Source organism: Zooshikella sp. RANM57 (assembly GCF_050749885.1).
Taxonomy (GTDB): domain Bacteria; phylum Pseudomonadota; class Gammaproteobacteria; order Pseudomonadales; family Zooshikellaceae; genus Zooshikella.
The window spans coordinates 611782-637371 of sequence record NZ_JBOIUB010000001.1; the positions used below are offsets into that span (position 1 = coordinate 611782).

The window sequence follows — 25590 nt, forward strand, 5'->3', positions numbered from 1 at the left end:
TGAGACTATAACGAGGAAGGATGTTTAACTATGTAAACTTGTTCATACTTATATGCATTTATGCTACATTTTTTGAAAAACATTAATAATATCATATGTATAAGATGAAGTACTGCTGAATTATTATGTATAATGCATCGTGCAGAAAATACGTTAACTAAAGAAAGGTTATACATAATTTAAACGAAAAAAAATACATATTAAATCATGCCAGAAGTAAAGTCAGATAAGAACTGCTCCATTTCAGGTTTTAGGCCATTAAACTCAATACCTATTTGAAAGTCAGAGGTTCTAACGACAGTGTGACGAACATAGGCGCGAGTGAGGATTTTTACAATTTTACCAAGGTAGTTGGCCTGGATTTGTATATCGACTGTTTCATTCATACTGAACTTTTGTGGAACTTCAATAAGTGCTCCACTTACAGAAACGTTTATCGTTCGTCCTACCGTGACTTCTTTAGCTTTATTGCGAATAAGCGCTTTCCATTTTACCGCTCTTCGGGGGTGCCGGCGTTGTTCAATACCATGTTCTTCGGACATTCAAAATAAACCTCCATAATGAATTAAGAGTAAGTATAGATCGGTTGAACAAGAGATGAATTTTGAATATACCTTTCACGAATGATTTTTGTGTGTACTATCCTTAGTGCTTACTTTGACAGCTCTGCGAACGCTTTTAAAACAACGGTTGTTGTTATTGATTGTCTTATCAGGTGAGTACTACGAAAATGGTAGGTATAAATTTAGAGATGCTCGCTCAATAAGCTGTGTAATAAAGATCATTAGTGATTATTAGTTACATTAACGGATATTAATTGTTTTATTTGGAGAGATTTCAGCCAGTTCATTTGATCGAGTGACAGTCATTTTTAGTTCACAACGACGTATTGCCAGTTTTGCGGCTAAGTCTCTATTTGGCAGTGAATGGCCATCCCGCGCTTTAAACACTAAGCAGTGATAGGTACGAAATTTTAACCATAAGCTTTGTGATCGCTTTAATGCTTTGCGTACATTATAAGGTTGTGTTCTAAAAAGATATTTATAGATTTCTGTCATTTGACCATCTTGGTAAAAATATTCTCGATCAATGCATTGAAGTTCACGTTCTGGTGCATAATTTGATTGTTGCATGCATTGGTCAAATTGTGGGGTATAAGTATAGAGAGAAGAAGAGCCTGCATTAGTCATTAGGCTTAGGGAGACCAGTGAAAACAATAAGGTAAATTTGCAGACATTATTTTTCATTAAAAAAGCCATATAGCGTAAAGACTAGTTTTTAAATATGCTGATAGTGAAGGATACATTGTAAAAATACGTCAAGAGGTAACTGAGTACCTCTTGACGATTTTTACTGATAGCTTTCACTCAAGAGCAAAAGTATTTGGGTTATTTATCATCGCTAGGTGTTGTGCCATCATCAGGTGTATCTCCATTATCAGAATCACCGTCGGATGGTGTATCACCGTCATCTGGCGTGTCATCACCACCAGGGTCTTTATCTGTTTTAACCAGTTTCACGGCATCAATATAGAAATCGGTACCAGGCTCTGGACCAAAGACATACAAATCAGCACGTTTTAGTGTACCCTCTGGCTTAATGGCAAAGTCAGTGGCAATATCAAACCAAGCATCACCTACAGGTATTTTACTGGTATTAACACGTTGCCAGTGGTAGCCTTCATCATCTACATAAAATATTTGAATATCCAGCTTTTGAGCCTCTTTAACGTCTTTTCCTAAGCTGGCAGATAATGAGAGTGTATAAGCCTGGTTAGCTTCAATAAGCTCAGTCCCTGCGAGAAGACCGCCAGCATACCAATGGTCTCGTTCATTGATATGTAAACTAAACTGACCATCTTTACTACGGTCTTGGCTTTGGCTTAATGTGCCCATTTTCCAAGCGGCTTGCCATCCTTGAGTATCTGTTTCAAAACTGTGTTCGAAAACGATATTTGGATCTGGCACGTTATTATCTTTTTCACTTATTTTTACTTCATCAATTATGAGTGACTTTTTACCTTTTGGTCCAAAGAGCAATAAATGAGCTGCTTTTATTTCACCCAGAGCATTTAATTGGAAGTCACCACTGAGTTTTTTCTCAGTTTGATCTATTTGATCGATCGCTAAGTACTGATAGTAGAAAATGCCTAACTCACTCTTAAGTGCTAAAGCGGCTAAACCAAAGTCTTTTTCCTGGTCGGCAGCAAGCTGGAAATTAGCACTGAAATGGTAGGTAGTATCTTTTTTCAGTGGAGTTTGTATTTTCTGAATAACACCGTCGTAGTAACTATTACGGCCTGTGATATTGACTTTGTAATCAGTACCACAGTCCTTGGTTTCAGATTTTTGTTCAAGTTTTACATCTGATGTGTAATAAGCTCGCCATTGTGTGAGCTGGTTAAAATCAGGATGTTGGATGATGTTGTCTTTTAATAAATCAGGCTTGGGACAGGTTGTTGTTGGAGTATCGCCATCACCGTCATCAGGTTTATCACCGTCATCAGGTTTATCGCCGTCATCAGGTTTATCGCCGTCATCAGGTTTATCACCGTCACCGGGTTTATCACCGTCACCAGGTTTATCGCCATCACCTGGTTTATCACCGTCACCAGGTTTATCACCATCACCAGGTTTATCACCGTCACCAGGTTTATCACCATCACCAGGTTTATCACCATCACCAGGTTTATCACCATCACCAGGTTTATCACCATCACCAGGTTTATCACCATCGGGATCTTCATCAGGGAAAGGTACAGTATGTGTGCGATGTTCGGACATAATCGCTGCGCGCTCTTTCCACAGTTTAACCATGTCAGCGGTTTCGGTATCGCCTAATGCTAAGCCATTTGCATCTTTAACCAGTGGGGTAGAGTAAAAATTAGATGAGTTACCACACATATGAGTGCGTGATTTGCCGTTGTCAAAGCCATAAGCATATTTCCACTGAGCGCCACCATCTTTGCTACAATGTAAGCCTCCCACATTATGACCCACTTCATGACGCCAAGCGTTTGGCCAAGGTGCACCAACCACTTGTGTATAGCCCGTTACACCAGCCCATCCCGCAGCACTTTTTGGTGCATCCGTTGGGGTTTGAACAACACCCACTAAGTCTGGAGCCAACTTATCAATGTCTGCTTTAAACCACTCTTCTACTTTGCCAAGTACGTCAGGAATAATACCCAAATTATGATTAGTTACACCCGTACCAACAAGACGTAGCTTGATATTGTTAATGCCAGAGTTTTTCAGACCATTATTCACTGAGGCTACATAAGTGGTGGCTGTGGCCTGTATATCTCCCACTTCTTTGGCTGCAGAGTCTGAGAAACCTAGAAAAACGTCAATAACAATATTACCGTTTTTATCTTTTTCACCTTTCGCTTCTTTGGCTTCTGCTGTTGAAAACAGCGCGGACTGACTGGTAGGAGGTAATACTTCGTCAAAATGTTCAGGCTGCTTTTGTTTTATAAGCAGGTAACGACCATTTTCTTGTGGTTGAATGAGATAGGTGCCTAACTCATTTTCAATAATACCAGTTATTTTTCCTGTTAAATGGTTCAAGGTAATAATGGCATTGCTATAGTTTTCCAGATGGCTAAAAGCACTATCGAAAACCTGACCATAAATGACTTCAAGAGAACCATTAGTGGTTTCACGGTTGACAACCCGCAAGTCAAATGCTTCTCCCGAAAATAAATTAAGTGTGATTTGTTCAGGGAAATAGTACTTGCCATTACTTTGTTTTAGTTTTAGATTAGCTTCGCGAAAATAATCGGCATGTTTAACGAAAGAGCTGTGAATATTATGGGTATAAGCTGCGGTTGAGGAAACATTATTTTCATTGGAAAATAATTCTGTAGGGGCTATAGCCTGTGACGAAGAATTGTTTCCTAATGCAATAGGGGCTTGAATTGCTGTTGTTAAAAGTAATGGAACTAATGGTATTACAGATTTTTTTTGAGATAACGATTTCTTCATAGTGGACTCTTCAGCTTATAAATTGTGATGTACGAAAAAATGCCTAATGCAGTTTATATATCTAGAAGCACTTAACGTTTTTTGTGATACAAAGTTATGATCTGATTTACAGTTTTATTGAACTGTGTCTATGAGTCCGTTAAATGATGAACGACAGAAACTACATGAATAAAAAGTAAGTTTCTGTTGCACCTCCTACTGTGCCACAAGTAACCACACTTGAAGCCTCGTTTTATACACTACCAAAATTTATCGATGATGGATTTGAAGTGTAACAGGCTTTTACAGATCACAATATCCATTACTTTAAATTAAAATAACGAGGTAAGACGCGATTGAATACACAAATAATGGTGTGTTTTTTTGAAGTTAAAGAAAAATTTTAAATAAAAGAGCAAATTAACACAATAGATGTGGTGCTACACAAATCAATATATTTGATTGCTACTGTGGATTGAGAGAATGGTATCAAGTAGAAGATATAAATGAGTACTGTGTACCCTTCGATGTAAATCTATACGAAGGGTAAACGTATTTTTAATTAGCGCCAGGTGATTTCCATAGTTGAATAAACATAATGAGTAGTATGACAAGCGATATCACTAACCAAATTACTCCCCAAAGCATAGTACTGCCTCCCAGCAGCTCTGCAATATGTGTCGCATCTGAAATGATGGTACCACTACGTGCAATGGTATCACTGTAAATATCACCAGGTACATATAATACACACGAAAGTCCAATTAGTCTGAGCAAAAAATCATTAATCCATTGGGAAGCTTTAATACTGGTAATTAATAAACAGATTCCAAAAATAGAGCAAAATATTAATGCAAACCCTTGTCCCTTCAGCAACCAAGGAACAATCAAAATAATCAAAGCAAGAAAACCATTAATCACTTTATCAAAGCGTGATAAATGGGCAGCCCAAAACAATACTACTCCCCAGATTAAAGAGCCAAGATAACCTGCGGTCGCGGTGATAATCAAATTACCTCCCCGATGAATGACATGGCCTCCTTGACGAGGATCAAGAAAAAACTCAAGCACTTCACCACCCGTTAAGAGTGCAGCAATGGCATGGGAAAGTTCATGGAAAAAGACCGTTAACATTTGGAAAGGGTAAATCCATAGGCTGTTCCAACCAATAAATAATCCCGCTATGATGACTAAACTGGCGAGTCTGGCGGTCCATATGGATGAGGTGGACATTGGTGCTGAGGAGGTGGTTGAGTTCACTTTTTGATCATTATCCTATGATGACAATAGTTAATTGATTGTTTTTTACCCTGCAAAGAATGCTAATACCATCTGTAAAGTAATATATCAAAATTATTCGAGTGCTTAGTAGTTATGTCAAATTGAAGGGTAAACAAACGTTTGAATTGATGTGTGCTGGGTGTCAATAGCATGAATAGTTAAAGAAAGTTATGTATTAGGAGAATATTACTAAGTAGGAAAATAAAGGTAACTTAGAAATTAAACTTAATTAGAAAAGAAAATTAAGCTATCAATTTATGATGACATTAAAGAAAGATTAATAATAAGTTAAAATACGGTAAGCAAGGGAGTAGCAGTAAAGTCATTGTTAAAAGTGTCTTGCATTTATTAGTTGAGTTCACAAATTAAACTTCAGTATACTTGGTATAAAATTAATTAGCATAGAAAATAAACAAAAGCAGTATAATGGAGTGACGACGATGCCAGTACCTTACCTTACTATGGATGGTTTAATCATAACGCTTCCTGAGCCGAGTGAAGCAAGTATTATTCAACAGTATTATCTGGATAATACCGATCATTTGGTTCAGTGGGAGCCTATCCGGGAGAGTCGTTATCATACCTTACAGGCTTGGAAAAACCGTCTTCAGTTGTTTTTGGCTCTTTATCAGGCGGATCGTGGCGTATACTGGTCAGTATTTGATGCGGAACGTAAACGGATTTTGGCCGTTTGTAATTATAGTAATATCGTCCGAGGTGCCTTTCAGGCATGCCACTTAGGTTACTCTGTGGATTATCGTTATCAAGGGCAGGGACTGATGTTTAAGGTGTTATCCAATACCATTGAATATATGTTTAAAGAACATAAGCTGCATCGAATTATGGCGAATTATATTCCAGAGAATGAGCGAAGTGGACGTCTTTTGCAACGTCTTGGCTTTGAAAAAGAAGGTTATGCAAAGGCTTATTTGAACATTAATGGGCAGTGGCGCGATCATATTTTAACCGCAAAGGTTAATGATCAGTGGGGGATACCTTGCCCAGAGAATACCGTTTAGTGAAAAGATAAGTTAAAGGTATATAGTTAATGGATAGAGAAATTTATTTGTCTATCCATATTTATGAAAAAGAGTATTCGTTTTTTAATTTATTGTATATTGCTGTGGGTATTTTCACATCAGGCTATGGCGATTACAGTGATCTATCCTGTTGTAGCTAAAGATGATGTACGCTATAAAGACTTAATCTCACTTTTACAGCAGTCGTTGGAAGTCACTGTGCCTGAATATGGTGAGTATGAGCTGGTTGCTGATAAAGATATAATAAGCGAAGGCCGTTATATTGAGCGTTTAAAGAGTGGCATAGGCCTGAATGTTATCTGGAGTTCAACTTCGGTTGAGAAAGAAAAAACCTTACGTCCCATAAGGATTCCTTTACGTAAAGGTTTATTAGGTTACAGAATTTCATTAATTAATAAGAATAATCAATCAAAGATTGAAAAAATAAAAACTATTGAAGCGTTACGTTTGATTGAAGTGGGGCAGGGTATCGGCTGGGGAGATATAGCTGTCTATAAAAAGAATGATATTAAAGTACGTACGGCTCGATATGAATTATTGTTTAGAATGTTGAATGCTGGACGCTTTGATCTTTTTCCACGAGGTGTCAATGAAGTCTTTGATGAATACCAACGCTTCAAGACCAGTTATCCAAATCTTGTTGTTGAGCAAAAATTTTTGATTGTATATCCCTGGCCATATTACTTTTTTACGAATAAAGCAGATAATCGCCTGGCAGAACGGATTGAAAATGGGCTACGAATGATGATTAAAAATGGATCATTTGATCAAATTTTTCATCAATATCACCAGGCTGCCATTGAGCAAGCAAACTTGCTGAAAAGGCACGTCATCCATATTGAAAATCCGCTTTTACCTAAGCAGACGCCCCTAGATGACCCTTCTCTTTGGTTTTTAAGGTGATACGACTTCGTAAAGAGTGGATTGCAGGCTAATATTATCTTTACCTGAACACTACAATACTGACATTGTTTAAGTTTACTATTCTATACCCATAACGAAGGGTTTTTATACCCCTAGGGCACAAGGGTGCGGCCGTCAAGTGATGAAGCCCCAGGGCAAGTTTACTACTGTGAAACTTGCGGTAGCGACTTTAATTGATATAACAGCGCTGCTGGGCGGTTATATTAATAAGTGACTGGGGTGAAGATCGCAGACAACAAACCCTAAAAATGATTCGTGAAGGGTATATACTGGGGAATATTAGTGTTCAGGGTATATATGTGCTTAGTAGTAAATTGGGAGGTTGTATACACTATGAGGCGATTATTAACAATTTGCTTTTTAATTTTTTCTCTACCAAGTTTAGCAGCAGTAAAGGTTGTATATCCTCCGCCAGAGTCAGAAAATGATACGCGCTTTTCAGATTTAATTGAGATTCTGGAAATGGCGCTCAAAAAGACCGAAGACAAGTATGGTGGTTTTGAGTTAATGCCCTATAAAACGGTCATGAGGGAAATTCGTTATATTGAAGAGCTTAAAAAAGGAGGAAGTGTCAACGTTATCTGGTCTTCAACATCTCCAGATAAAGAGCGTGAGTTATTACCTATACGGATTCCTCTACGTAAAGGTATTTTAGGTTATCGGGTTTCGTTAATTAATAAAAGTAATCAAGCAAAAATTGACCAATTGAATACCCTTGCTGATTTGCAAAAAGTAACGATAGGCCAAGGTACGGGCTGGGGGGATGTTGTTATCTATGAGGCAAATAACATAAAAGTGCGAACAGCGAGTTATGAGTCTTTATTTAAAATGCTTAATGCTGATCGCTTTGACTTGTTTCCCCGTGGCATTAATGAAGCTTTTGCTGAGTATGAGGCTAGGAAAGATGAAAATAAAAATATTGCGATTGAGCAAAAACTCTTAATCGTTTATCCATGGCCATACTATTTTTTTACAAATCAAAATGACACTCAACTTGCAGATCGTTTACGTGAAGGGCTAGATACCATGATGGCGGATGGCTCGTTTGATGATATTTTTAATAAGTACAGTGGCGATGCGGTGAGTAAAGCAAATATTGCAAATCGGCGTATTATTAAAATAACGAATCCTATGTTGCCGCCTGAAACGCCTGTGGATGACGAGCGACTATGGTTTAAGCCTTAAATAGAAAGGATTCTTTTAAGGGGGGAACTGTTTATCAAGCATTAGAAGGTAGTCATAATATGAACCACGATGATCATGGTATATCCATTAATAGAGTCACTTATGATGAGAACGCTTACCTATCACTTAAAGCGACTGGAAAGCTGACACATGACGACTATGAAAAATTTAACCCTGAGCTTGATTCTGCACTGGCTGATGCCAAAGATGCAAAAATAAAAGCGGTTATAGATACTACTGAGCTGGAAGGCTTTGAGCCTAGAGCAATGTGGGATGATTTGAAGCTTGGTTTAAAACATAGAAATGAGTTTGAGAAGGTGGCTATTTATGGTAATAAAAACTGGCAAAAGACGGCGGCTAAAATAGGTTCTTGGTTTGTAACCGGTGAAGTACAGTATTTTGAAAATAAAAATGATGCGATAGATTGGTTAAATAAATAATTTGAGTTACTTGTTGTATTAACTCCAAAAATAAATGACTACGGTTGGGTTTAGATCACTTCGTTTAATCTTATTATTTTTTCTCATTAAATTCTCTTCATAAAAACGCACTGGCTATATAGTGGATTAATATAGCTGATGTTGGTCAATTAAAAACAATAATTTTGTTTTAATTTATGAGTGTCTGTATTATTATCTGCGCACCTTTATGCTTGTCAGAATAGACTAGACATCGTTCTTTATAAAAACGTGTATTTGGCTTGCCAACCCAGTAATCAGGGTTGCTTATCTCATAAGTAGTCGTTGTGGAGGAAGTATGATTATATTTGGTACAAGAGGAAAGACGGTAGCAGGCCAAGTTATTCAGGGCATTGAATGTCCTTCCTGTGGTAAAGACGAATTTATTACTTTTGGTGTTTTGCGTTACTTTCATTTGTACTGGATTCCCACACTCGTCACTTCGAAACAGGTCGGTATTGAGTGCACGCACTGCAAAGGTGCATTCGTTGATAAAGAGATCCCTAAGGATCTGGCGAAAGAAATTAAATCTCACGTTTTTACTAAAAAAAATACCCTTCCATTCTTTGCTGGTTTAATCATCATTGCGTGTATTGCTTTATTTGGAGTTTACGCTTCACATCAATCTGATGTTAAAGAAACTTCGATGATTGAACAGCCAGCAGTCAATGATCTTTATATTGTTAATTTCACAAAAATCTTTGAAGATGCTGATACAACTTATAAGTATGGTGTGATGAGAGTAGATCACTTATCCTCGACACAAATGGAGCTTAAAATTAGTAAAATGGCTTATAACAAAGCATCGGGGGTAAGAAAGGATATTCGTAGTCATAAAGCATTAGATGATGCTTACTATGATAGTGAACCCTTTTATATTGATATCAGCAAGTTGCAGGCAATGAAAGCCTCTGGTGCTATTTATTCCGTTGAACGAATATAGGCCATCGTTAAAAAACACTTTTTCTAGTGATGAAAAAAAAGAGATACCTTTTATGGTATCTCTTTTTTTTTTGCTTATTGGCAGGCTTTAAAGTCGGTTTAATCCGAACTTTCTGGTTAAGAAAGTTTTTGCTGTAAAAGCTGATTCACCTGACCTGGGTTTGCACTGCCTTTAGAGGCTTTCATTACTTGCCCCACAAAAAAGCCAATCATTTTTTTCCGTTTGACATCATCAGCAGCTTTATACTGTTCAACTTGATCAGGATGCTTAGCAATAATGTCATCAATGATAGCGGCAATGGCGTTGGTATCGGTGACTTGTTTTAATCCTTTTGCTTCGATTATTGCATCAACATCATCTGCACCTTCCCATAAAGCTTCAAATGCTGTTTTCGCCCCTTTGCCATTGATGGTCTGATCTTTTAAACGGCTGAGCAATTGTGCTAGGCGATCAGCAGGTACTGGGCTTTCAGTAATTTCCAAATTGTTTTTGTTCAGCCTTGCCGCTAATTCACCCATCATCCAGTTTGCTGCCAGTTTGGCGTCGCCACACTGCGTTGCTACTTGTTCAAAATATTCCGCAGTCTCCCGCTCTTCCGATAGGATTGTTGCGTCATACTCGCTTAGTTTAAACATATCCATAAAACGCTGGCGTTTTTGTTCAGGCAGTTCTGGTAATGCCGCTTTTATTGATCGCAAATCCTCATCGCTAATGACAACGGGTAACAAGTCTGGGCAGGGGAAGTAGCGGTAATCATTGGCTTCTTCTTTGCCACGCATGGAACGCGTTTCATCACGCTCGGAGTCATAAAGACGTGTTTCCTGAACTACTTTTCCGCCTGCTTCCAACACATCAATTTGCCGCTCAATTTCATAGTTAATGGCTTTTTCAATAAAGCGGAAAGAGTTGACGTTTTTAATTTCGGCACGGGTACCGAGGGTGGTTTCGCCTTTGGGGCGAATGGATACGTTGGCATCACAGCGCATAGAGCCTTGAGCCATGTTGCCATCAGAAATGCCTAAGTAACGAATCAGGCCATGGATATACTTCAAGTAAGCCACAGCTTCTTTCGCTGAACATAGCTCTGGTTCAGACACAATTTCCAACAACGGTGTGCCTGCACGGTTGAGGTCAATGCCGGTCATACCATGAAAATCTTCATGGAGTGATTTACCTGCATCTTCTTCCAGGTGAGCCCGAGTGACCCCAATGCGCTTCATTTCACCATTTTCTAAAGGAATATCCACATAGCCTTTACCGACAATAGGCAAATCCATTTGGCTGGTTTGGTAGCCTTTGGGGAGGTCTGGATAAAAGTAGTTTTTACGAGCAAATATATTGGTTTGATTAATGTGTGCATGGATACCCAAGCCAAACATCACTGCCATACGCACCGCTTCAGCGTTGAGTACAGGCAATACACCAGGCAGGCCCAAATCCACCGCGCAGGCCTGCGTGTTTGGTTCAGCACCAAACGCTGTGCTGGCACCAGAGAAAATTTTTGATTTAGTTGCAAGCTGTACGTGAACTTCCAACCCAATAACCGCTTCCCATTGCATGATTGCTATAACCTCGTGTTAAACCTGTTTACCTTGTTGGATTAGTCCAGTGTTACTGGGCGTTGGCGGTGCCAATCGGTGGCCTGTTGGAATTGATGGGCAACTTGGAGCAGCTTGGCTTCAGCAAAGTAGTTACCAATCAGTTGCAGACCTACAGGTAAGCCATCTACTAAACCTGCGGGAACTGACATGGCGGGTAAACCGGCCAGGTTCACGGCGATGGTATTAATGTCTGAGGCATACATAGCAACGGGATCATCCATTTTTTCGCCAATGGTAAAGGCTGTAGTTGGGGCCGTTGGGCTCATAATGACATCTACGTCATTAAATACATTCGTAAAGTCTTGCTTTACCAGACGACGGATTTTTTGAGCTTTGATGTAGTAAGCATCGTAATAGCCAGCTGATAATGCATAAGTTCCTACCAGAATACGACGTTTGACTTCTGCGCCAAATCCTTCACCTCGGCTGCGTTTATAAAGATCTTCCAGATTTTCTGGGCTTTCACAGCGGTAGCCATAACGAACGCCATCAAAGCGTGATAAGTTAGAGGAAGCTTCTGCAGGCGCGATGACATAATAAGCCGGTAAAGATAATTCTGTATGCGGTAAACTGACTTCTTTAATGGTGGCACCTAACTGCCGGTAGACATCAAGTGCTGCATGAATAGCTGTGCTGACGTTGCTATCAATACCTGCAGAAAAATATTCCTTGGGTAAGCCAATGGTTAGACCGGTCAGAGGCTGATTGAGTGATGCGGTATAATCTGGTATGGGTTGATCAACACAGGTTGAGTCCTTGCTATCAAAACCAGACATCACATTAAGCAGCAGTGCGGCATCTTCTGCGGTACGCGTCATTGGACCAGCCTGGTCTAAACTAGAGGCAAAGGCAATCATTCCCCAGCGAGAGATACGCCCATAAGTAGGCTTAATGCCCGTAATTCCACACAGTGCTGCTGGCTGGCGAATTGAGCCACCCGTATCGGTTCCTGTCGCAGCGGGAGTAAGTTGTGCTGCTACTGCTGCAGCGGAACCACCGGATGAGCCTCCAGGTACACGTTTGGTATCCCAGGGGTTACAAACTGAGCCAAAGTGGCTGGTTTCGTTGGATGAACCCATGGCAAATTCATCCATATTGGTTTTACCCAGGGTAATAAAGTGAGCTTGACTGAACTTTTCTGTGACGGTCGACTCATAAGGCGCAATAAAGTTAGCCAGCATTTTTGAACCACAGGTTGTTTTTATACCCTTGGTGCAGAAAATATCTTTATGGGCAATGGGGATACCTGCAAATTGATTCGCTTGACCATTCGCTCTGAGCTGATCAGCCTGTTTGGCTTGATTTAGGGCCTCATCTTCGTTAACCGTAATAAAACTGTTGTATTTTTTGTCAAGTTGATTAATTCTGGAGATATAGTGTTGCGTAAGTTCGACGCTGGAGAATTTTTTATCAGCCAGACCTTGAACCAGCTCAGCGATTGTCAGTTCGTGCATTGCAGCAATATCCTGTTGAACCATTAGCCTTTGATCAGTAGCTGCTTTTAGCAGTAGCTCATTGAGTGATGGTGAGTGCCGTATTTCACTCTATAAATTACCCAACGAGTAGGGTATGTAACAGCTAGATGAAAAAAAGTGATGGTTTATCTATCTTTGGTGTAGCGGTAATTACTTTGCGGTAATGTTAAAACATATTGGTTTCGGTTATTCGATAACGCTTTACTCGATCACTTTAGGCACCAGGTATAGCCCATTTTCAGTTTGAGGGGCCAGCTGTTGAAAGTGGTCTCGTTGGTTTGTTTCAGTTACCTCATCAGTACGCAAGCGCTGAACAAGCTCAAGCGGGTGGGCTAAAGGCTCGATATTGTCAGTATTGACAGCCTGCATTTGATCAACCATGTGTAAAATGTCTTTAAGGGTAGCGGTGGTGTTTTCAATGTCTTGTTCATTGATCGCGATGCGAGCCAAGTGGGCAATACCTTCCACATCTGAGCGGTCAAGCGCCATGAGTATCTCCACAAAATAGGTTGAGAATTGCGTATCATAGACAATTATGCCTGCAGGCTAAAGTGAAAAGCATACAGATACAGTACGAAATTTGAATATATAGTTATTACATGATTTATGAGTGTGTGAGCCTATTCGGTGAATAACTCATCCACTCTCTTATATGCCACAGCGAATGATATAAGCAGTTTAATTTAGGGGTATTAATACATAATCTCAAGCCGAAAAATGTCTATACCTCGATGAATGTGTATTGAACTTGCTCAAACTTGCTGCCGTTGTTAGAGTTCGGCAGCATTGGTTTTAGTTTTTTTGTTGGGAAGATAGCGACGCATGCTAAAAAAATTACGGGGATTTTTTTCCAGTGACCTGTCGATAGACCTGGGGACCGCCAATACCCTCATTTATGTTCGCGATAAAGGTATTGTACTGAATGAGCCTTCGGTGGTAGCGATTCGTCATCATGGTAACCAAAAGAGTGTTGCTGCGGTGGGGATGGATGCGAAACGAATGCTTGGCCGGACCCCTGGCAATATAACGGCTATCCGGCCGCTTAAAGATGGTGTCATTGCTGACTTTAATGTGACTGAAAAAATGCTTCAGCACTTTATTAATAAGGTACACGAGAACAGCTTTATTCAACCTAGCCCCAGAGTGCTGGTGTGTGTGCCTTGCAAGTCCACGCAAGTCGAACGACGTGCGATTCGTGAGTCGGCGCTTGGCGCTGGTGCTCGCGAAGTGTATTTGATTGAAGAGCCTATGGCAGCAGCGATTGGTGCTGGTTTGCCTGTTGAAGAGGCGCGGGGCTCTATGGTGGTGGATATTGGTGGTGGTACCACTGAAATTGCGATTATTTCCTTAAGCGGTATTGTTTACTCTGAATCCGTTCGGGTTGGGGGGGATCGCTTTGATGAGGCTATTGTGACTTATGTGCGTCGTAATTATGGCAGCCTCATTGGTGATGCAACGGCAGAACGCATTAAACAAGAAATCGCTTGTGCTTACCCAACAGAAGAATTACGAGAAATAGACGTCCGTGGTCGTAATCTTGCCGAAGGTGTACCACGTAGCTTCACCTTAAACAGCAATGAAATTCTGGAAGCGCTGCAAGAATCATTGTCTGCCATTGTGCAATCCGTTAAAAGTGCATTAGAACAATCTCCACCAGAACTGGCATCGGATATTGCTGAACGAGGTATGGTGCTGACCGGTGGTGGTGCATTATTGCGTGGTTTTGACCAGCTGCTGAGTGAAGAAACTGGTTTACCAGTGGTGGTTGCTGAAGATCCCCTGACCTGTGTGGCACGAGGTGGTGGTCGAGCGCTCGAAATTATGGATAAGCATGCTATCGATCTGCTCTCAACTGAGTAAGTTATACCCTACGTTATGGGTATCTGGATAGACAGTGCTATTTACCCCGTAAAAACTAGACGATAGTAGTATGTTTGAATGGAGTCAGGTTTGTGCATCTGGCTGCTCATCTAGACCATAATTAACTGCCCAATATCTGGCGATCAGGTATTGGGCTTTTATCCGTTGACTTTTTGATCATTAAGAGGTCTTACCTATTAAGTCGTTATTTGTTAAACAGCGGTCTTTGACTGCACGACTGTTTTTGTGTGTTGTGCTTTCAGTGGCGTCAATGGTCGTTGATCACAAATATAATTATCTGGATACCGTACGTGCCTGGCTGACAGTGATAGTGACACCCGTTCAGTGGGTAGCGGATATTCCTGCACGGATGTGGGGTATGGCGGATAATGCATTACAAACCCGTGCTGAGTTATTGGAAGAGAATGCACGGTTGGAAGCCAAAAATCTTATATTAGAACGAAAGTTGCAAAAACTGGCGGCGTTGACTGCACAAAATATTCGGCTTCGTGAGCTACTGAATTCTTCCCGTTCCATTGATGAAAAAGTGCTTATTGCTGAGCTCATGGGCATAGATCCTAATCCTTATACCCATCAGGTCATTGTGAATAAAGGCTCGCTTGATGGTGTGTATGTTGGGCAGCCACTGCTGGATGCTAAGGGATTGATGGGGCAGGTTATCTCAGTCAGTCCTTTTAGCAGCCGAATTATGCTCATAACCGATACTCACCATAGTATTCCTGTGCAGGTAAATCGTAATGGTGTGCGTGCTATTGCGGTGGGGACAGGTAAGCTGGATGAGTTGGAACTAAGACATGTGCCAGATACTACAGACATTCGCCAAGGTGATATTTTGGTGAGTTCTGGATTAGGGCAAAAATTTCCTGTGGGTTATCCTGTGGGGGAAGTGATTTCGGTCGTTCATGATCCTGGTAAACCCTTTGCCGTGATAAAAGTGAGGCCCGCTGCTAAGTTAGACCGTAGTCGACATGTGTTGTTGGTGTTTACCCATCATCAAACACAAGCGCTAGCTGATGAGTTTATACAGGAAAACCAACGTGACGCTACAGAAAGCTAATCGCTCTTGGATTATCTGGGCCACTTTATTTATGGCCTACGTGTTGTGTTTATTACCCATGCCTTCCTGGTTAGCTATTGGCCGGCCCGAGTGGTTAGCCATGGTTGTTATTTATTGGGGAATGGCACTGCCAGAACGCATTGGCATTATCACGGCTTGGACACTGGGTATCTTGCTTGATGTTATGCAGGGGGTGTTGCTGGGGCAAAATGCTTTGGGTATGGTGGTTGTGGCATATGTCGCATTACGTTTACATCGTCGTATACGTGTTTTTCCTTTATTACAGCAGTCACTTTTTATTCTGGTGTTAGTGGGTATTTATCAGTTGATTAGTTTATGGGCTCGATCTGTGGTTGGTCGTATGCCGCCTAATTTACTGTTTATGATGCCTGCTGTGGTCAGTGCTGTGTTGTGGCCATGGTTGTTTATTATTCTTCGAGATATTAGAAGACGCTATAAAGTGTCCTAGGCTTGTTAAACTGCGTTCCCTCACAATCTGCCTGTCGTGCAAGGATAAGCAATACCAGGGCTAGTTATACAGTACGTTGAGTATTGTTTGAGGGAACATTGTTAGTTGTTCTTTCCGTTACTTTCGCGTTAAATCTATAGTCTACTCGCTTCGTGCTTGAGCATTTGCCCTATTTCTATATTCATAGGATTAATTGTTAGTTGGCAGGGTATGCGGTGTATTGGCGAGAATTGTCGTATTTTATACTGGTTAGTCGTATACAGTTCGTGAACATTTTTGTAAATAACGGTTGTGCTTGCGCAAAGAGGCATTGATGATTTACCTCGCTTCTCAGTCACCCAGACGGCAAGAGCTGTTACAGCAGATAGGTGTTAATTATATCGTTATTCCTGCTGCTATCGATGAGTCTCCCTATACAGATGAGCTAGGTGATGCCTATGTGCTGCGGATGGCTAAGGAAAAGGCTGAGGCTGGATGGCAGATATTACATGCAGAGAAAAAGAGCATTATATCTTCAACAGAGAACAGCCCTTGTGTTTTGGCGGCAGATACCAGTGTCATTGTTGATGGCGGTATTTTGGGGAAGCCGAAAGATGAGTCAGACGCAAAGGCGATGTTAATGCGTTTGTCCAATCGAACTCACCAGGTAATCACAGCGGTTGCTTTAAAAAACCGTAGGCAGATGGAAACCCGTTTGAGTGTCAGCAATGTCACTTTTCGTGCGCTGACAGATACTGATGTACAAGCCTATATCCGCAGTGGTGAACCTTTAGATAAAGCAGGTGCCTATGCTATACAAGGGCTAGGAGCCATATTTGTACAACATTTAGCGGGCAGTTACTCTGGAGTGATGGGGCTGCCTTTGACCGAAACGGCTGAGCTACTCCAGTTAATGGATGTTCCCACAGGGCTTTCATCTTGGAGAAAACAACTAGAGCGTGCAGATGAGTGAAGAAATACTGATGAATATCACACCCATGGAGTCTCGAGTGGCTGTGGTAGAAAACGGTGTACTGCAAGAGGTGTACATCGAACGCACTCAACGTCGTGGTATTGTTGGTAATATTTATAAAGGCAAAGTAGTCCGAGTATTGCCAGGGATGCAGGCAGCTTTTGTCGACATTGGCTTAGAGCGCGCCGCGTTTATTCACGCCAGTGAGATTATCCCTAAAAATAATGATGCAAAGGAGAACGAAACAGCCTCAAGCAATGAATCTGAGCCTCATATCAGTTATTTAGTCCATGAAGGGCAGTCCATTGTGGTTCAGGTTACGAAGGACCCATTAGGTACAAAAGGTGCTCGATTAACAACTCATATTTCTATTCCTGCCCGCTACTTAGTGTATATGCCTCATACCAATCATGTCGGTATTTCTCTACGCATTGAGGACCAGCAGGAACGTGAGCGTTTAAAGGTCATGGTGGAAAAGCTGCTTGAAGAGCATGGGATTCAGGATAAAGGCGGTTTTATTTTACGGACAGCGGCAGAGGGTGTTGGCGAAGCGGAAATTCTGAATGACATTTTTTTCTTACACCGCTTGTGGGACTCTATTTCTGAAAGTATTGCTTCTACCAAAGCGCCTGTTGCAGTCTATGAAGATCTTCCTCTTTATTTGCGTACCTTAAGAGATTTGGTTGAGCCTATCATTGAAAAGGTGCGTATTGACTCTAAAGAAACCTATTTGAAGGTGCTTAAATTTGTTAAGAAATTAATTCCGCAAATTGAAGATCGTGTTGAATACTATCCAGGCGAGCGCCCTATTTTTGATTTATACAGCGTTGAAGATGAAATACAGCGAGCACTGAGCCGAAAAGTACCGCTTAAATCAGGTGGTCATCTGATTATTGATCAGACGGAAGCTATGACGACGATTGATGTGAATACGGGGGCTTTTGTTGGGCACCGTAATCTGGAAGAGACTATTTTTAAGACGAATTTGGAAGCAGCAACGGCAATAGCACGCCAGCTCCGCTTACGCAATCTCGGTGGGATTATCATTATTGACTTCATTGATATGGAAGATGAAGAGCATAAGCGGCAAGTGTTTCGGATGTTAGAAAAAAACCTGGAGCGGGACCATGCAAAAACCAATATTACAGGGGTTTCTGAGTTAGGATTAGTTGAAATGACCCGCAAACGGACCCGTGAAAGCCTGGAAAATGTTTTGTGTGAGCCTTGCCCCACTTGCCAGGGACGTGGTTCCTTAAAAACGCCAGAAACTGTTTGTTATGAAATTTTTCGGGAGATTCTTAGGGAAGCCCGGGCTTATGATAGTGATACCTACCTGGTGTTGGCTGCACAAACCGTTGTGGATCGTTTACTGGAAGAAGATTCTGGCAACGTAGCTGACTTGGAAGAATTTATTGAAAAAAATATACGTATTCAAGTTGAGCCTATGTATACCCAGGAACAGTTTGATGTTGTTCTCGTGTAAGGCAAATTGCGTGTAATTTTTACAAGCCTGGTGTTTTTGTTTTGGATAGCTAAATGCTTTGGATTGCCCGTTGGTTTTCTCGAATTGTTTGGTGGCTTGTGGTCACCTTGATTGTGCTTATGGCACTTTATGTCAGTGCTGGACGTTTTTTGTTACCTCGATTAACAGACTATCGTGAAGAACTGTCTGAGAGACTTGCTGAATACCTTAATACTCAGGTATCGATAGGACAATTAGCCGGTAGTTGGCGTGGATTTAATCCAGCATTGGTTGCTACTGATGTAGTGATTAAAAGTCCACAAGATCCTCAGCAGAATGCACTATCCGCCAAGCAACTTATTTTATCGTTTGATACGTTAGGGTCTATTCTCGCGGGGTCTTTGGTATTTGAACAGCTGGAAGTGACAGGGGCTAATATCCAGCTGAAAGAACAAACGAAACAGTGGCACTTGCGTGGTTTCCAGGCAGCACCATCAGAGAAAAGTGATTTTAAGCTGATTTCAGGCCTTATTTTACAGCAAAACCGTCTGCATTTATTGGACAGTACCGTCGTCTTTGAGCCTGAACAAGGTTCGGCTCAAGCACTGACAAATGTGCAGCTGACTATTGAAAATACCCAGCAGGGTATTCATGTGACGGGCTCTCTTCAGGATGGTTATACAGATCAGCGCTCTGGGGAAATTTCGGTTGCGGTAAAATTGAGTAAATGGGGTAATACTTGGCAGGATACAAAGCTTTCCGCCATGCTTGATATTGAAAATATACACTTAACCCCGTGGTTGGCAATGTTTCTTCCTGAGTCAACTCAGTTAAATATCGAGCAGCTTGATGGGAAGCTTTGGCTGACCTGGAATGGTCAACAGTTAGATGCTCACAGTGCACTTGATTTTACTGAAGTGACTGGGCATTGGGCTAATCACCAACTACCAACAATACAACACTTCAGAACGAAGAACAGTCAAATTCAATGGTCTTCTAATCAACAGTGGCAGTGGCGTGCAAAAGACTTAGCGCTGGCTGTTAATGATCAACCACCATTAACATTACCCTATATTTCGTTGGATAGTCGTCCTGAGGGAGGTACACCTCTTAAGTCATCTGATACGCAGTCTTCAAGAATTACGTTGGCATTATCTGAGATTGATTTGGCGGCACTGAAAAAAATAACGCTTTCCACGCAGTGGCTCCCTAAAGAAGCACATCAGTTGCTGAGTACGTTAAATCCGGTAGGGAAGCTGCGACAAGTTTGGTTGGACTGGCAGCCAAGTCAACCTTCAGCTTTTGTGGCCAGTGCACGTCTGCATGAAGTAGGTGTTGATGCTTGGGAGAATGCCCCTTCAGGATCAGGTATCTCTGGTTACACACTGATCACGCCAACAAAAGGTGTGATTTTGTTGGACGCTAAGCGATTTAGTCTGGGGCTAGAGAGCTTGTTTCGTCGGACTTGGTACTACGACCAGGCCTCAGGGCGTTTAGAGTGGCGTATTTTTGATAACCAATATGAGTTGTATACACATAATGTTGCCTTAACAGGAGACGATGGGCATTTCAAAGGACAGTTCCGGCTTCAATTTCCCTTTGATGATAGACCCCCACAAATGGCATTAACGGTTGGTGTGACTGAAGGGGATGCGCAATACACTGGTCAGTATTTGCCCGCACGAGGCGCGATGTCTGAGGAGTTGGTCACCTGGCTTGATCAGAGTATTAAGAAAGCAGATATTGAGTCAGGTGCCTTTGTTTATAACGGGTCGCTTGACCCAGATGATTTGGCAGCCGCCAGTAACTTTGGTTTGTTTTTCAAAATTCGTCATGGAACCTTACAGTATGACCCTGCCTGGCCCACCGCTAATGCGTTGAATGCACTGGTACATGTCAGTAGCGATCACTTGAATGTTGAGGTTGAAGAAGGAAGGCTTTACAGCAAAAGTAAAATTGATGGGTTACAAGTCACCGCAGATTTTACCGAGCTGGAAAATGACCAACCTTTAGTACTACATTTGAAGGGCAATGCAAAAGTGGGAGGTGAGGAGGCCAATAAGTTACTTCATGAGAGTCCTATTGCAGATGCGCTAAATGATGTTGAAGTACCTTGGACTGTTGCTGGTGACTATGATGTCAAATTAGGCTTAAGCATACCATTGCAAGAAAAGGCTCAGCCAAAAGGTACCGTAGATATTGCTGTACATAATGGTCAAATAAAACTCCCACAACAAGATATCGCATTTGATCAGATTCATGGGGCATTGCGTTACGAAGCTGGGCAGGGCATGTTTGCTCAGAAACTACAAGGCAAGTTTTTAGAAAATACCTTTACAGCAAAGCTTGACGTTAAAAAAGAAAAAAAACAGTTAGTGCAAAGTATTTCGCTGCAAGCTCCAATACAAACAACGCCGCTATTACGCTGGTTAGGAGCACCAGAACCTATTCAAAAATGGGTTAAAGGCCAAACGGATATTACGGCTGAACTCAATGTTTATGACACTAAAAAACGTGCTCCACAGTTAAGTATTCAAACTGACTTACAAGGGATTGCTTTAAATCTACCCGAGCCTTTTGAAAAGTCACCTTATGAGCAGCGTCCTTTACAGTTGAACATTAGCTTTCAAGAGCCTCTATTACTTAGGGTGATGTTGCACAATCAGCTCAGTGCCGCATTGCTGCTGGGAAAACAGGGGGTAGTCTCAGCCAATTTGCTGGTTGGACGAAGTGGGTTGATTTCTCCAATACCCAGAGGTATTCAGGTAGCAGGTTGGTTACCTGTGCTCAATGTTAGCCAGTGGCAATCACTATGGGCTGGTTTTGACAGCAAGAGTACACCTGCAATTAAGCCAGTCACGGTTCGTAACTTCAGTGTTGATAAGTTGATTGCCGCAGATCAAGCGTTGAAAAAAATAAATGTCTCACTGTTGACGATGAGGGATCACTGGCGTGTGTTACTCGATAGTATTGATTTAAAGGGACAGGTCAATATTCCTTTTAGTCAAAACCAGCCTATGGATATCTGGGTTGATAAGGCTGTTATTAGTACTGTTACTGACAAAAAGGCAAGCTCTGCAAAGAGTAATCAGGATACGACAGTACCGCCGCAGTCGATTCCTGCTATGAACCTTAGAATTCATGATTTAACGTTGGACAAGCAGAAGGTTGGCTCATTATCCGCAAATATTCGTCCAAATCCAAAGGGACTTCATGTACAAAATATTGTGGGGGATATGCAAGGGCTGTCCATTACAGGTGATTTGTCGTGGAATTATCAGCGCGGTTTTCATCGCTCATTTTATAAAGGCGTGATTCGAGCTGAAAATATTGGTAAGGTCCTTGAAAACTGGGGATATGCAGCCACACTGACCAGTAAAAAAACGAAAATCTCTGTGGATGTAAACTGGCCTGGTTCTCCCATGGCCTTTGCAGTAAAAACACTCACAGGAAAAGTCGACAGTAAAATTGAGCATGGTCGGTTTGTTGAAACTGAGCGCTCAGCGAATGCCCTTAAACTGTTGGGTATTCTTAATTTTAATGCGATTGCCCGACGTTTACGTTTGGATTTTTCAGATTTATTTTCCTCGGGGGTGAGCTTTGACAAATTCAGAGTTCATGGTCGTTTCAATGGTGGCATTTTAACCTTTGATAAGCCTGTCACCATTGAGGGGCCTTCAGCCGATTTCCAAATGGATGGTGTGCTTAATTTTATTACGGATAAGGTTGATGCTTTTCTCGTAGTTACCTTACCGGTGACGGATAATTTACCCATTATTGCTGTACTGATGGGGGCACCTCAGGTGGGTGGTGCAATTTATTTATTTGATAAGCTACTGGGTAATACCGTACAACAGTTTGCCAGTGCCTGTTACCGTTTGACTGGGACACTGACTAATCCAAAAGTGTCATTTGATAAAATATTTAGTGCTGACACAGAAAAAGACGATTAAAGGGATGAAATGAAATATAAAGTAGCTGCTGTACAAATGAACTCTGGTGTAGATGTAGCAGAAAATTTAACACATGCTGAACGGCTAATGAGTCAAGTGGCTCGGCTGGGTGCTAATTTGGTTGTATTACCAGAGTGTTTTGCTGCATTTGCAACACCTGATATGTTAGCTATTGGCAAGGGAGAGCAAACGGCTGAAGGCCCTATTCGATCATTTTTAGCGGAGCAGGCAAGAGCCCATAATATTTGGTTGGTTGCGGGTTCTATTCCGTTTTTACCTGAAGAACAAACAGATGATCGCTGTCTAGCCAGTTGTTTTGTCTATAATGATCAGGGAGACGAAGTTGCGCGTTATGACAAAATTCACTTATTTGATGTTAATGTGGATGACAGCAAAGGATCGTATCGGGAATCAAAGGAGTTCCTGCCAGGTAAACATCTTGTTGTTGTTGATACCCCGTTTGGTCGTATAGCACCCGTTATTTGTTACGATTTACGTTTTCCAGAAATCTTTAGAAAACTGGCTGAGCAGAACGTTGATATTTTTTGTATACCCTCTGCATTTACAGCAGTGACAGGAGCTGCACACTGGGAAACACTCGTAAAAGCCAGGGCGATTGAAAACTTTAGTTATGTCATTGCGGCTAACCAGACAGGTACTCACGAGGATAAGCGTGAAACTCATGGCCACTCAATGATTGTGGACCCTTGGGGGCAAACTATTGCATCAACGACAAAGGGTGAAGCTGTTATTCTGGCTGAAATTGATTTACAAAAGGTCAAACAAATTCGTGATCAAATGCCTTCATTATCTCATCGATGTCCTTATGAACTGGCTTTGATCAAGAAATAGGTTTCTTATTATTTATGACTGATTTATTACTCTCTGCAAAAGAACAACTGTTGATGCCTGCTGAGCTCACAGAGAACCATGTTGCTAATATTATTGATGGCATGTTGGGCCATCAAATAGATGCTGCTGATTTATATTTTCAAAACTCACGCTTTGAGTCTTGGGTTTTAGATGACGGTATTGTTAAAGAAGGCAGCTTTAATGTCGACCGTGGTGTGGGTGTACGCGCCATGAGTGGTGAAAAAACTGGCTTTGCCTATTCCAATGAAATCATTCTTCCCGCTCTCAATCAGGCTGCTGCCGCTGCTCGGTCAATTGCAGCTCAAGGGCAGAATCAGTCTGTACAGGCTTGGCAGTCTTCACGACCATTAGCACTTTATCCCGCAAGTAATCCATTAGATGTGATGTCACAGCAGGACAAGGTGACACTACTAAAGGATATGGATCGCCAAGCACGACAATTGGATCCTAGAGTAAAACAGGTAACAGTGAGTTTGGCTGGAGGCTATGAAACGGTTCTGGTTGCAGCGAGTGATGGTACTTTGGCGGGTGATGTCAGACCACTCGTACGCTTAAATATTTCTGTGATTGTTGAACAGGATGGGCGTCGTGAGCGAGGATCTGCGGGTGGTGGTGGCCGAACAGATTACCAGCTTTTTATCAAAGACGATCGTGCTCAGGAATATGTGCGTGATGCGGTACGCCAGGCACTTGTTAATCTTGAAGCAGAGCCTTCACCTGCTGGAGCGATGCCGGTTGTACTGGGTCCAGGTTGGTCTGGAGTCTTGCTCCATGAAGCGGTAGGTCATGGTTTAGAGGGTGACTTTAATCGAAAAGGCAGTTCTGCTTACTCTGGTCGTATTGGTGAGCAAGTTGCTTCTACACTCTGTACAGTCGTTGATGATGGTACATTACCAGGGCGTCGAGGGTCACTTAATATGGACGATGAAGGTGTACCTACAGAATGTACCGTATTGATTGAAAATGGCATTCTGAAAAATTACATGCAAGATAAGCAAAATGCTCGGCTCATGGGTATGAAAGCAACAGGTAATGGACGTCGGGAGTCTTACTCTCATTTACCTATGCCGCGTATGACCAATACTTATATGTTACCTGGTGATCATGCACCTGAAGAGATTATTGCTTCTGTTGATAAAGGTATTTATGCCGCACAACTTGGTGGTGGTCAGGTTGATATTACTTCTGGGAAGTTTGTATTTTCGACGAGTGAAGCTTATTTGATCGAAAATGGAAAAATTACCCGTCCTGTGAAAGGGGCTACTTTGATTGGTAATGGTCCGGATGTTATGAACAACATTACTATGGTGGGTAATGATTTGTCACTTGATCCAGGTATTGGTGTGTGTGGTAAAGAAGGGCAGTCTGTACCTGTGGGTGTTGGCCAGCCAACATTGAAAATTGCAGAAATTACGGTGGGTGGAACAGGGGCATAAGCCCCTATTTATGAGTTATACCTACAACGAAGGGTATGGTTTTAGCCTAAAAAGTTCTGCTGCAGGTCTAGCTCGCGCAGGTAACGAAAGAGTTTACGGCTTGCACTGGGCGGTTTGTTGGTAGCCGCTTCTTTGTGAGCCTGGCGAATTAGTTGCCTTACATGTTGAATCTCAACTTCAGGGCACTGTGCTACTAATTCATTAAGTGATTCCTGACTGGTAGTGTCATCAAGTAGCCGATCACGCCAGCGTTCAAGTAAGTGGAAACGTCGAGCAGATTCTTCACTGGTGCTATCAAGGCGGTCCAGAGTCGCGATGATTGCTTCAGTGTCATGGTCACGCATAAGTTTGCCAATAAACTGCAGGTGACGTTTTTGGGCATTAAAGCTTTTAATGCGTTTACCTTCTTCCAAGGCTTGGCGTAATCTGTCGTTTAAAGGAATTTGCTTAAGAATATCAGGCTTTAATTCCAGCAAGCGTTGACCTAATGCTTGTAGAGCATGCATTTCACGCTTGAGCTGGGATTTGCTTTTATAATCGTCAAATTCGTCAGGTAAGGCTTCGTCAGTCATCATTCTGCTAGGAATCTTTGTTACAGTATGGCGCAATTGTAGCCTGAATCATCTGAGTTAACA

The 25590-nt window shown here is 41.7% G+C and carries 21 protein-coding genes; 13 read left to right on the forward strand and 8 right to left on the reverse strand.

The features are described 5' to 3' along the window. Nucleotides 1–200 precede the first annotated feature (200 nt). The 4 genes from ACQ96U_RS02210 to ACQ96U_RS02225 form a co-directional block, all read right to left on the reverse strand. Nucleotides 201–542 carry a PilZ domain-containing protein gene (locus ACQ96U_RS02210; protein WP_431719594.1) on the reverse strand — a complete coding sequence of 114 codons (342 nt, stop codon included), beginning with the start codon at nucleotides 540–542 and terminating at the stop codon, nucleotides 201–203. Nucleotides 543–803: 261 nt separating this feature from the next. Next, the gene (locus tag ACQ96U_RS02215; RefSeq protein WP_431719595.1) at nucleotides 804–1247 is read right to left on the reverse strand and encodes a lysozyme inhibitor LprI family protein; all 444 of its coding nucleotides are present in this window, start codon (nucleotides 1245–1247) and stop codon (nucleotides 804–806) included. Nucleotides 1248–1388: 141 nt separating this feature from the next. Next, nucleotides 1389–3986: a carbohydrate binding domain-containing protein gene (locus ACQ96U_RS02220; protein ID WP_431719596.1), complete on the reverse strand. Its 2598-nt coding sequence runs from the start codon at nucleotides 3984–3986 to the stop codon at nucleotides 1389–1391. A 537-nt stretch (nucleotides 3987–4523) separates the two neighbouring features. Next, nucleotides 4524–5225, reverse strand: coding sequence for a M50 family metallopeptidase (locus tag ACQ96U_RS02225; RefSeq protein ID WP_431719597.1), 702 nt, complete (start codon nucleotides 5223–5225; stop codon nucleotides 4524–4526). Between the two features lie 461 nt (nucleotides 5226–5686). Between ACQ96U_RS02225 and rimJ the strand changes: the two genes are divergently transcribed. The 5 genes from rimJ to ACQ96U_RS02250 all read left to right on the forward strand — a co-directional run bounded on the left by rimJ (nucleotide 5687) and on the right by ACQ96U_RS02250 (nucleotide 9796). Then, on the forward strand, nucleotides 5687–6265 hold the full coding sequence (rimJ, locus tag ACQ96U_RS02230) for a ribosomal protein S5-alanine N-acetyltransferase (protein WP_431719598.1): 579 nt from the start codon (nucleotides 5687–5689) through the stop codon (nucleotides 6263–6265). Between the two features lie 63 nt (nucleotides 6266–6328). Next, nucleotides 6329–7189, forward strand: a complete 861-nt coding sequence (locus ACQ96U_RS02235; RefSeq protein ID WP_431719599.1) for an amino acid ABC transporter substrate-binding protein — start codon at nucleotides 6329–6331, stop codon at nucleotides 7187–7189. A gap of 354 nt (nucleotides 7190–7543) precedes the next feature. Beyond that, nucleotides 7544–8395 (forward strand): substrate-binding periplasmic protein, encoded by an 852-nt coding sequence (locus ACQ96U_RS02240; RefSeq protein WP_431719600.1) that lies wholly within the window; start codon nucleotides 7544–7546, stop codon nucleotides 8393–8395. A 59-nt stretch (nucleotides 8396–8454) separates the two neighbouring features. After that, a complete protein-coding gene (locus ACQ96U_RS02245) occupies nucleotides 8455–8835 on the forward strand; it encodes an STAS/SEC14 domain-containing protein (protein ID WP_431719601.1) in 381 nt (126 codons plus the stop codon). Nucleotides 8836–9151: 316 nt separating this feature from the next. Next, nucleotides 9152–9796, forward strand: coding sequence for a hypothetical protein (locus tag ACQ96U_RS02250; RefSeq protein ID WP_431719602.1), 645 nt, complete (start codon nucleotides 9152–9154; stop codon nucleotides 9794–9796). A 116-nt stretch (nucleotides 9797–9912) separates the two neighbouring features. Here ACQ96U_RS02250 and gatB read toward each other — a convergent pair whose 3' ends face one another. The 3 genes from gatB to gatC form a co-directional block, all read right to left on the reverse strand. Further along, entirely contained in the window at nucleotides 9913–11355 is a 1443-nt protein-coding gene (gatB, locus tag ACQ96U_RS02255) for an Asp-tRNA(Asn)/Glu-tRNA(Gln) amidotransferase subunit GatB (RefSeq protein ID WP_431719603.1), read from the reverse strand. Between the two features lie 41 nt (nucleotides 11356–11396). Further along, on the reverse strand, nucleotides 11397–12851 hold the full coding sequence (gene gatA, locus ACQ96U_RS02260) for an Asp-tRNA(Asn)/Glu-tRNA(Gln) amidotransferase subunit GatA (protein ID WP_431719604.1): 1455 nt from the start codon (nucleotides 12849–12851) through the stop codon (nucleotides 11397–11399). Between the two features lie 222 nt (nucleotides 12852–13073). After that, on the reverse strand, nucleotides 13074–13361 hold the full coding sequence (gatC, locus tag ACQ96U_RS02265) for an Asp-tRNA(Asn)/Glu-tRNA(Gln) amidotransferase subunit GatC (RefSeq protein ID WP_431719605.1): 288 nt from the start codon (nucleotides 13359–13361) through the stop codon (nucleotides 13074–13076). Between the two features lie 333 nt (nucleotides 13362–13694). On the opposite strand from gatC, the gene ACQ96U_RS02270 reads away from it, so the two are divergent. The 8 genes from ACQ96U_RS02270 (at nucleotide 13695) to tldD (ending at nucleotide 24955) form a co-directional block, all read left to right on the forward strand. Beyond that, a complete protein-coding gene (locus tag ACQ96U_RS02270; RefSeq protein WP_215818246.1) occupies nucleotides 13695–14732 on the forward strand; it encodes a rod shape-determining protein in 1038 nt (345 codons plus the stop codon). A gap of 196 nt (nucleotides 14733–14928) precedes the next feature. Further along, nucleotides 14929–15810 (forward strand): rod shape-determining protein MreC, encoded by an 882-nt coding sequence (gene mreC, locus ACQ96U_RS02275; protein ID WP_431720125.1) that lies wholly within the window; start codon nucleotides 14929–14931, stop codon nucleotides 15808–15810. After that, on the forward strand, nucleotides 15791–16279 hold the full coding sequence (gene mreD, locus ACQ96U_RS02280; protein ID WP_431719606.1) for a rod shape-determining protein MreD: 489 nt from the start codon (nucleotides 15791–15793) through the stop codon (nucleotides 16277–16279). Before mreC ends, mreD begins: the two co-directional genes overlap by 20 nt. A 313-nt stretch (nucleotides 16280–16592) precedes the next feature. Further along, the gene (locus tag ACQ96U_RS02285) at nucleotides 16593–17231 is read left to right on the forward strand and encodes a Maf family protein (RefSeq protein ID WP_431719607.1); all 639 of its coding nucleotides are present in this window, start codon (nucleotides 16593–16595) and stop codon (nucleotides 17229–17231) included. Continuing rightward, the gene (gene rng / locus ACQ96U_RS02290; RefSeq protein WP_431719608.1) at nucleotides 17224–18714 is read left to right on the forward strand and encodes a ribonuclease G; all 1491 of its coding nucleotides are present in this window, start codon (nucleotides 17224–17226) and stop codon (nucleotides 18712–18714) included. The genes ACQ96U_RS02285 and rng overlap by 8 nt, the downstream gene beginning before the upstream one ends. A 53-nt stretch (nucleotides 18715–18767) precedes the next feature. Continuing rightward, nucleotides 18768–22646, forward strand: coding sequence for a YhdP family protein (locus ACQ96U_RS02295; RefSeq protein ID WP_431719609.1), 3879 nt, complete (start codon nucleotides 18768–18770; stop codon nucleotides 22644–22646). Between the two features lie 9 nt (nucleotides 22647–22655). Beyond that, on the forward strand, nucleotides 22656–23498 hold the full coding sequence (locus ACQ96U_RS02300) for a carbon-nitrogen hydrolase family protein (protein WP_431719610.1): 843 nt from the start codon (nucleotides 22656–22658) through the stop codon (nucleotides 23496–23498). A 14-nt stretch (nucleotides 23499–23512) separates the two neighbouring features. After that, the gene (tldD, locus tag ACQ96U_RS02305) at nucleotides 23513–24955 is read left to right on the forward strand and encodes a metalloprotease TldD (RefSeq protein WP_431719611.1); all 1443 of its coding nucleotides are present in this window, start codon (nucleotides 23513–23515) and stop codon (nucleotides 24953–24955) included. Between the two features lie 41 nt (nucleotides 24956–24996). On the opposite strand, the gene yjgA is transcribed toward tldD, so the two are convergent. Further along, nucleotides 24997–25530 carry a ribosome biogenesis factor YjgA gene (gene yjgA, locus ACQ96U_RS02310; RefSeq protein WP_431719612.1) on the reverse strand — a complete coding sequence of 178 codons (534 nt, stop codon included), beginning with the start codon at nucleotides 25528–25530 and terminating at the stop codon, nucleotides 24997–24999. Between the last annotated feature and the right edge of the window lie 60 nt (nucleotides 25531–25590).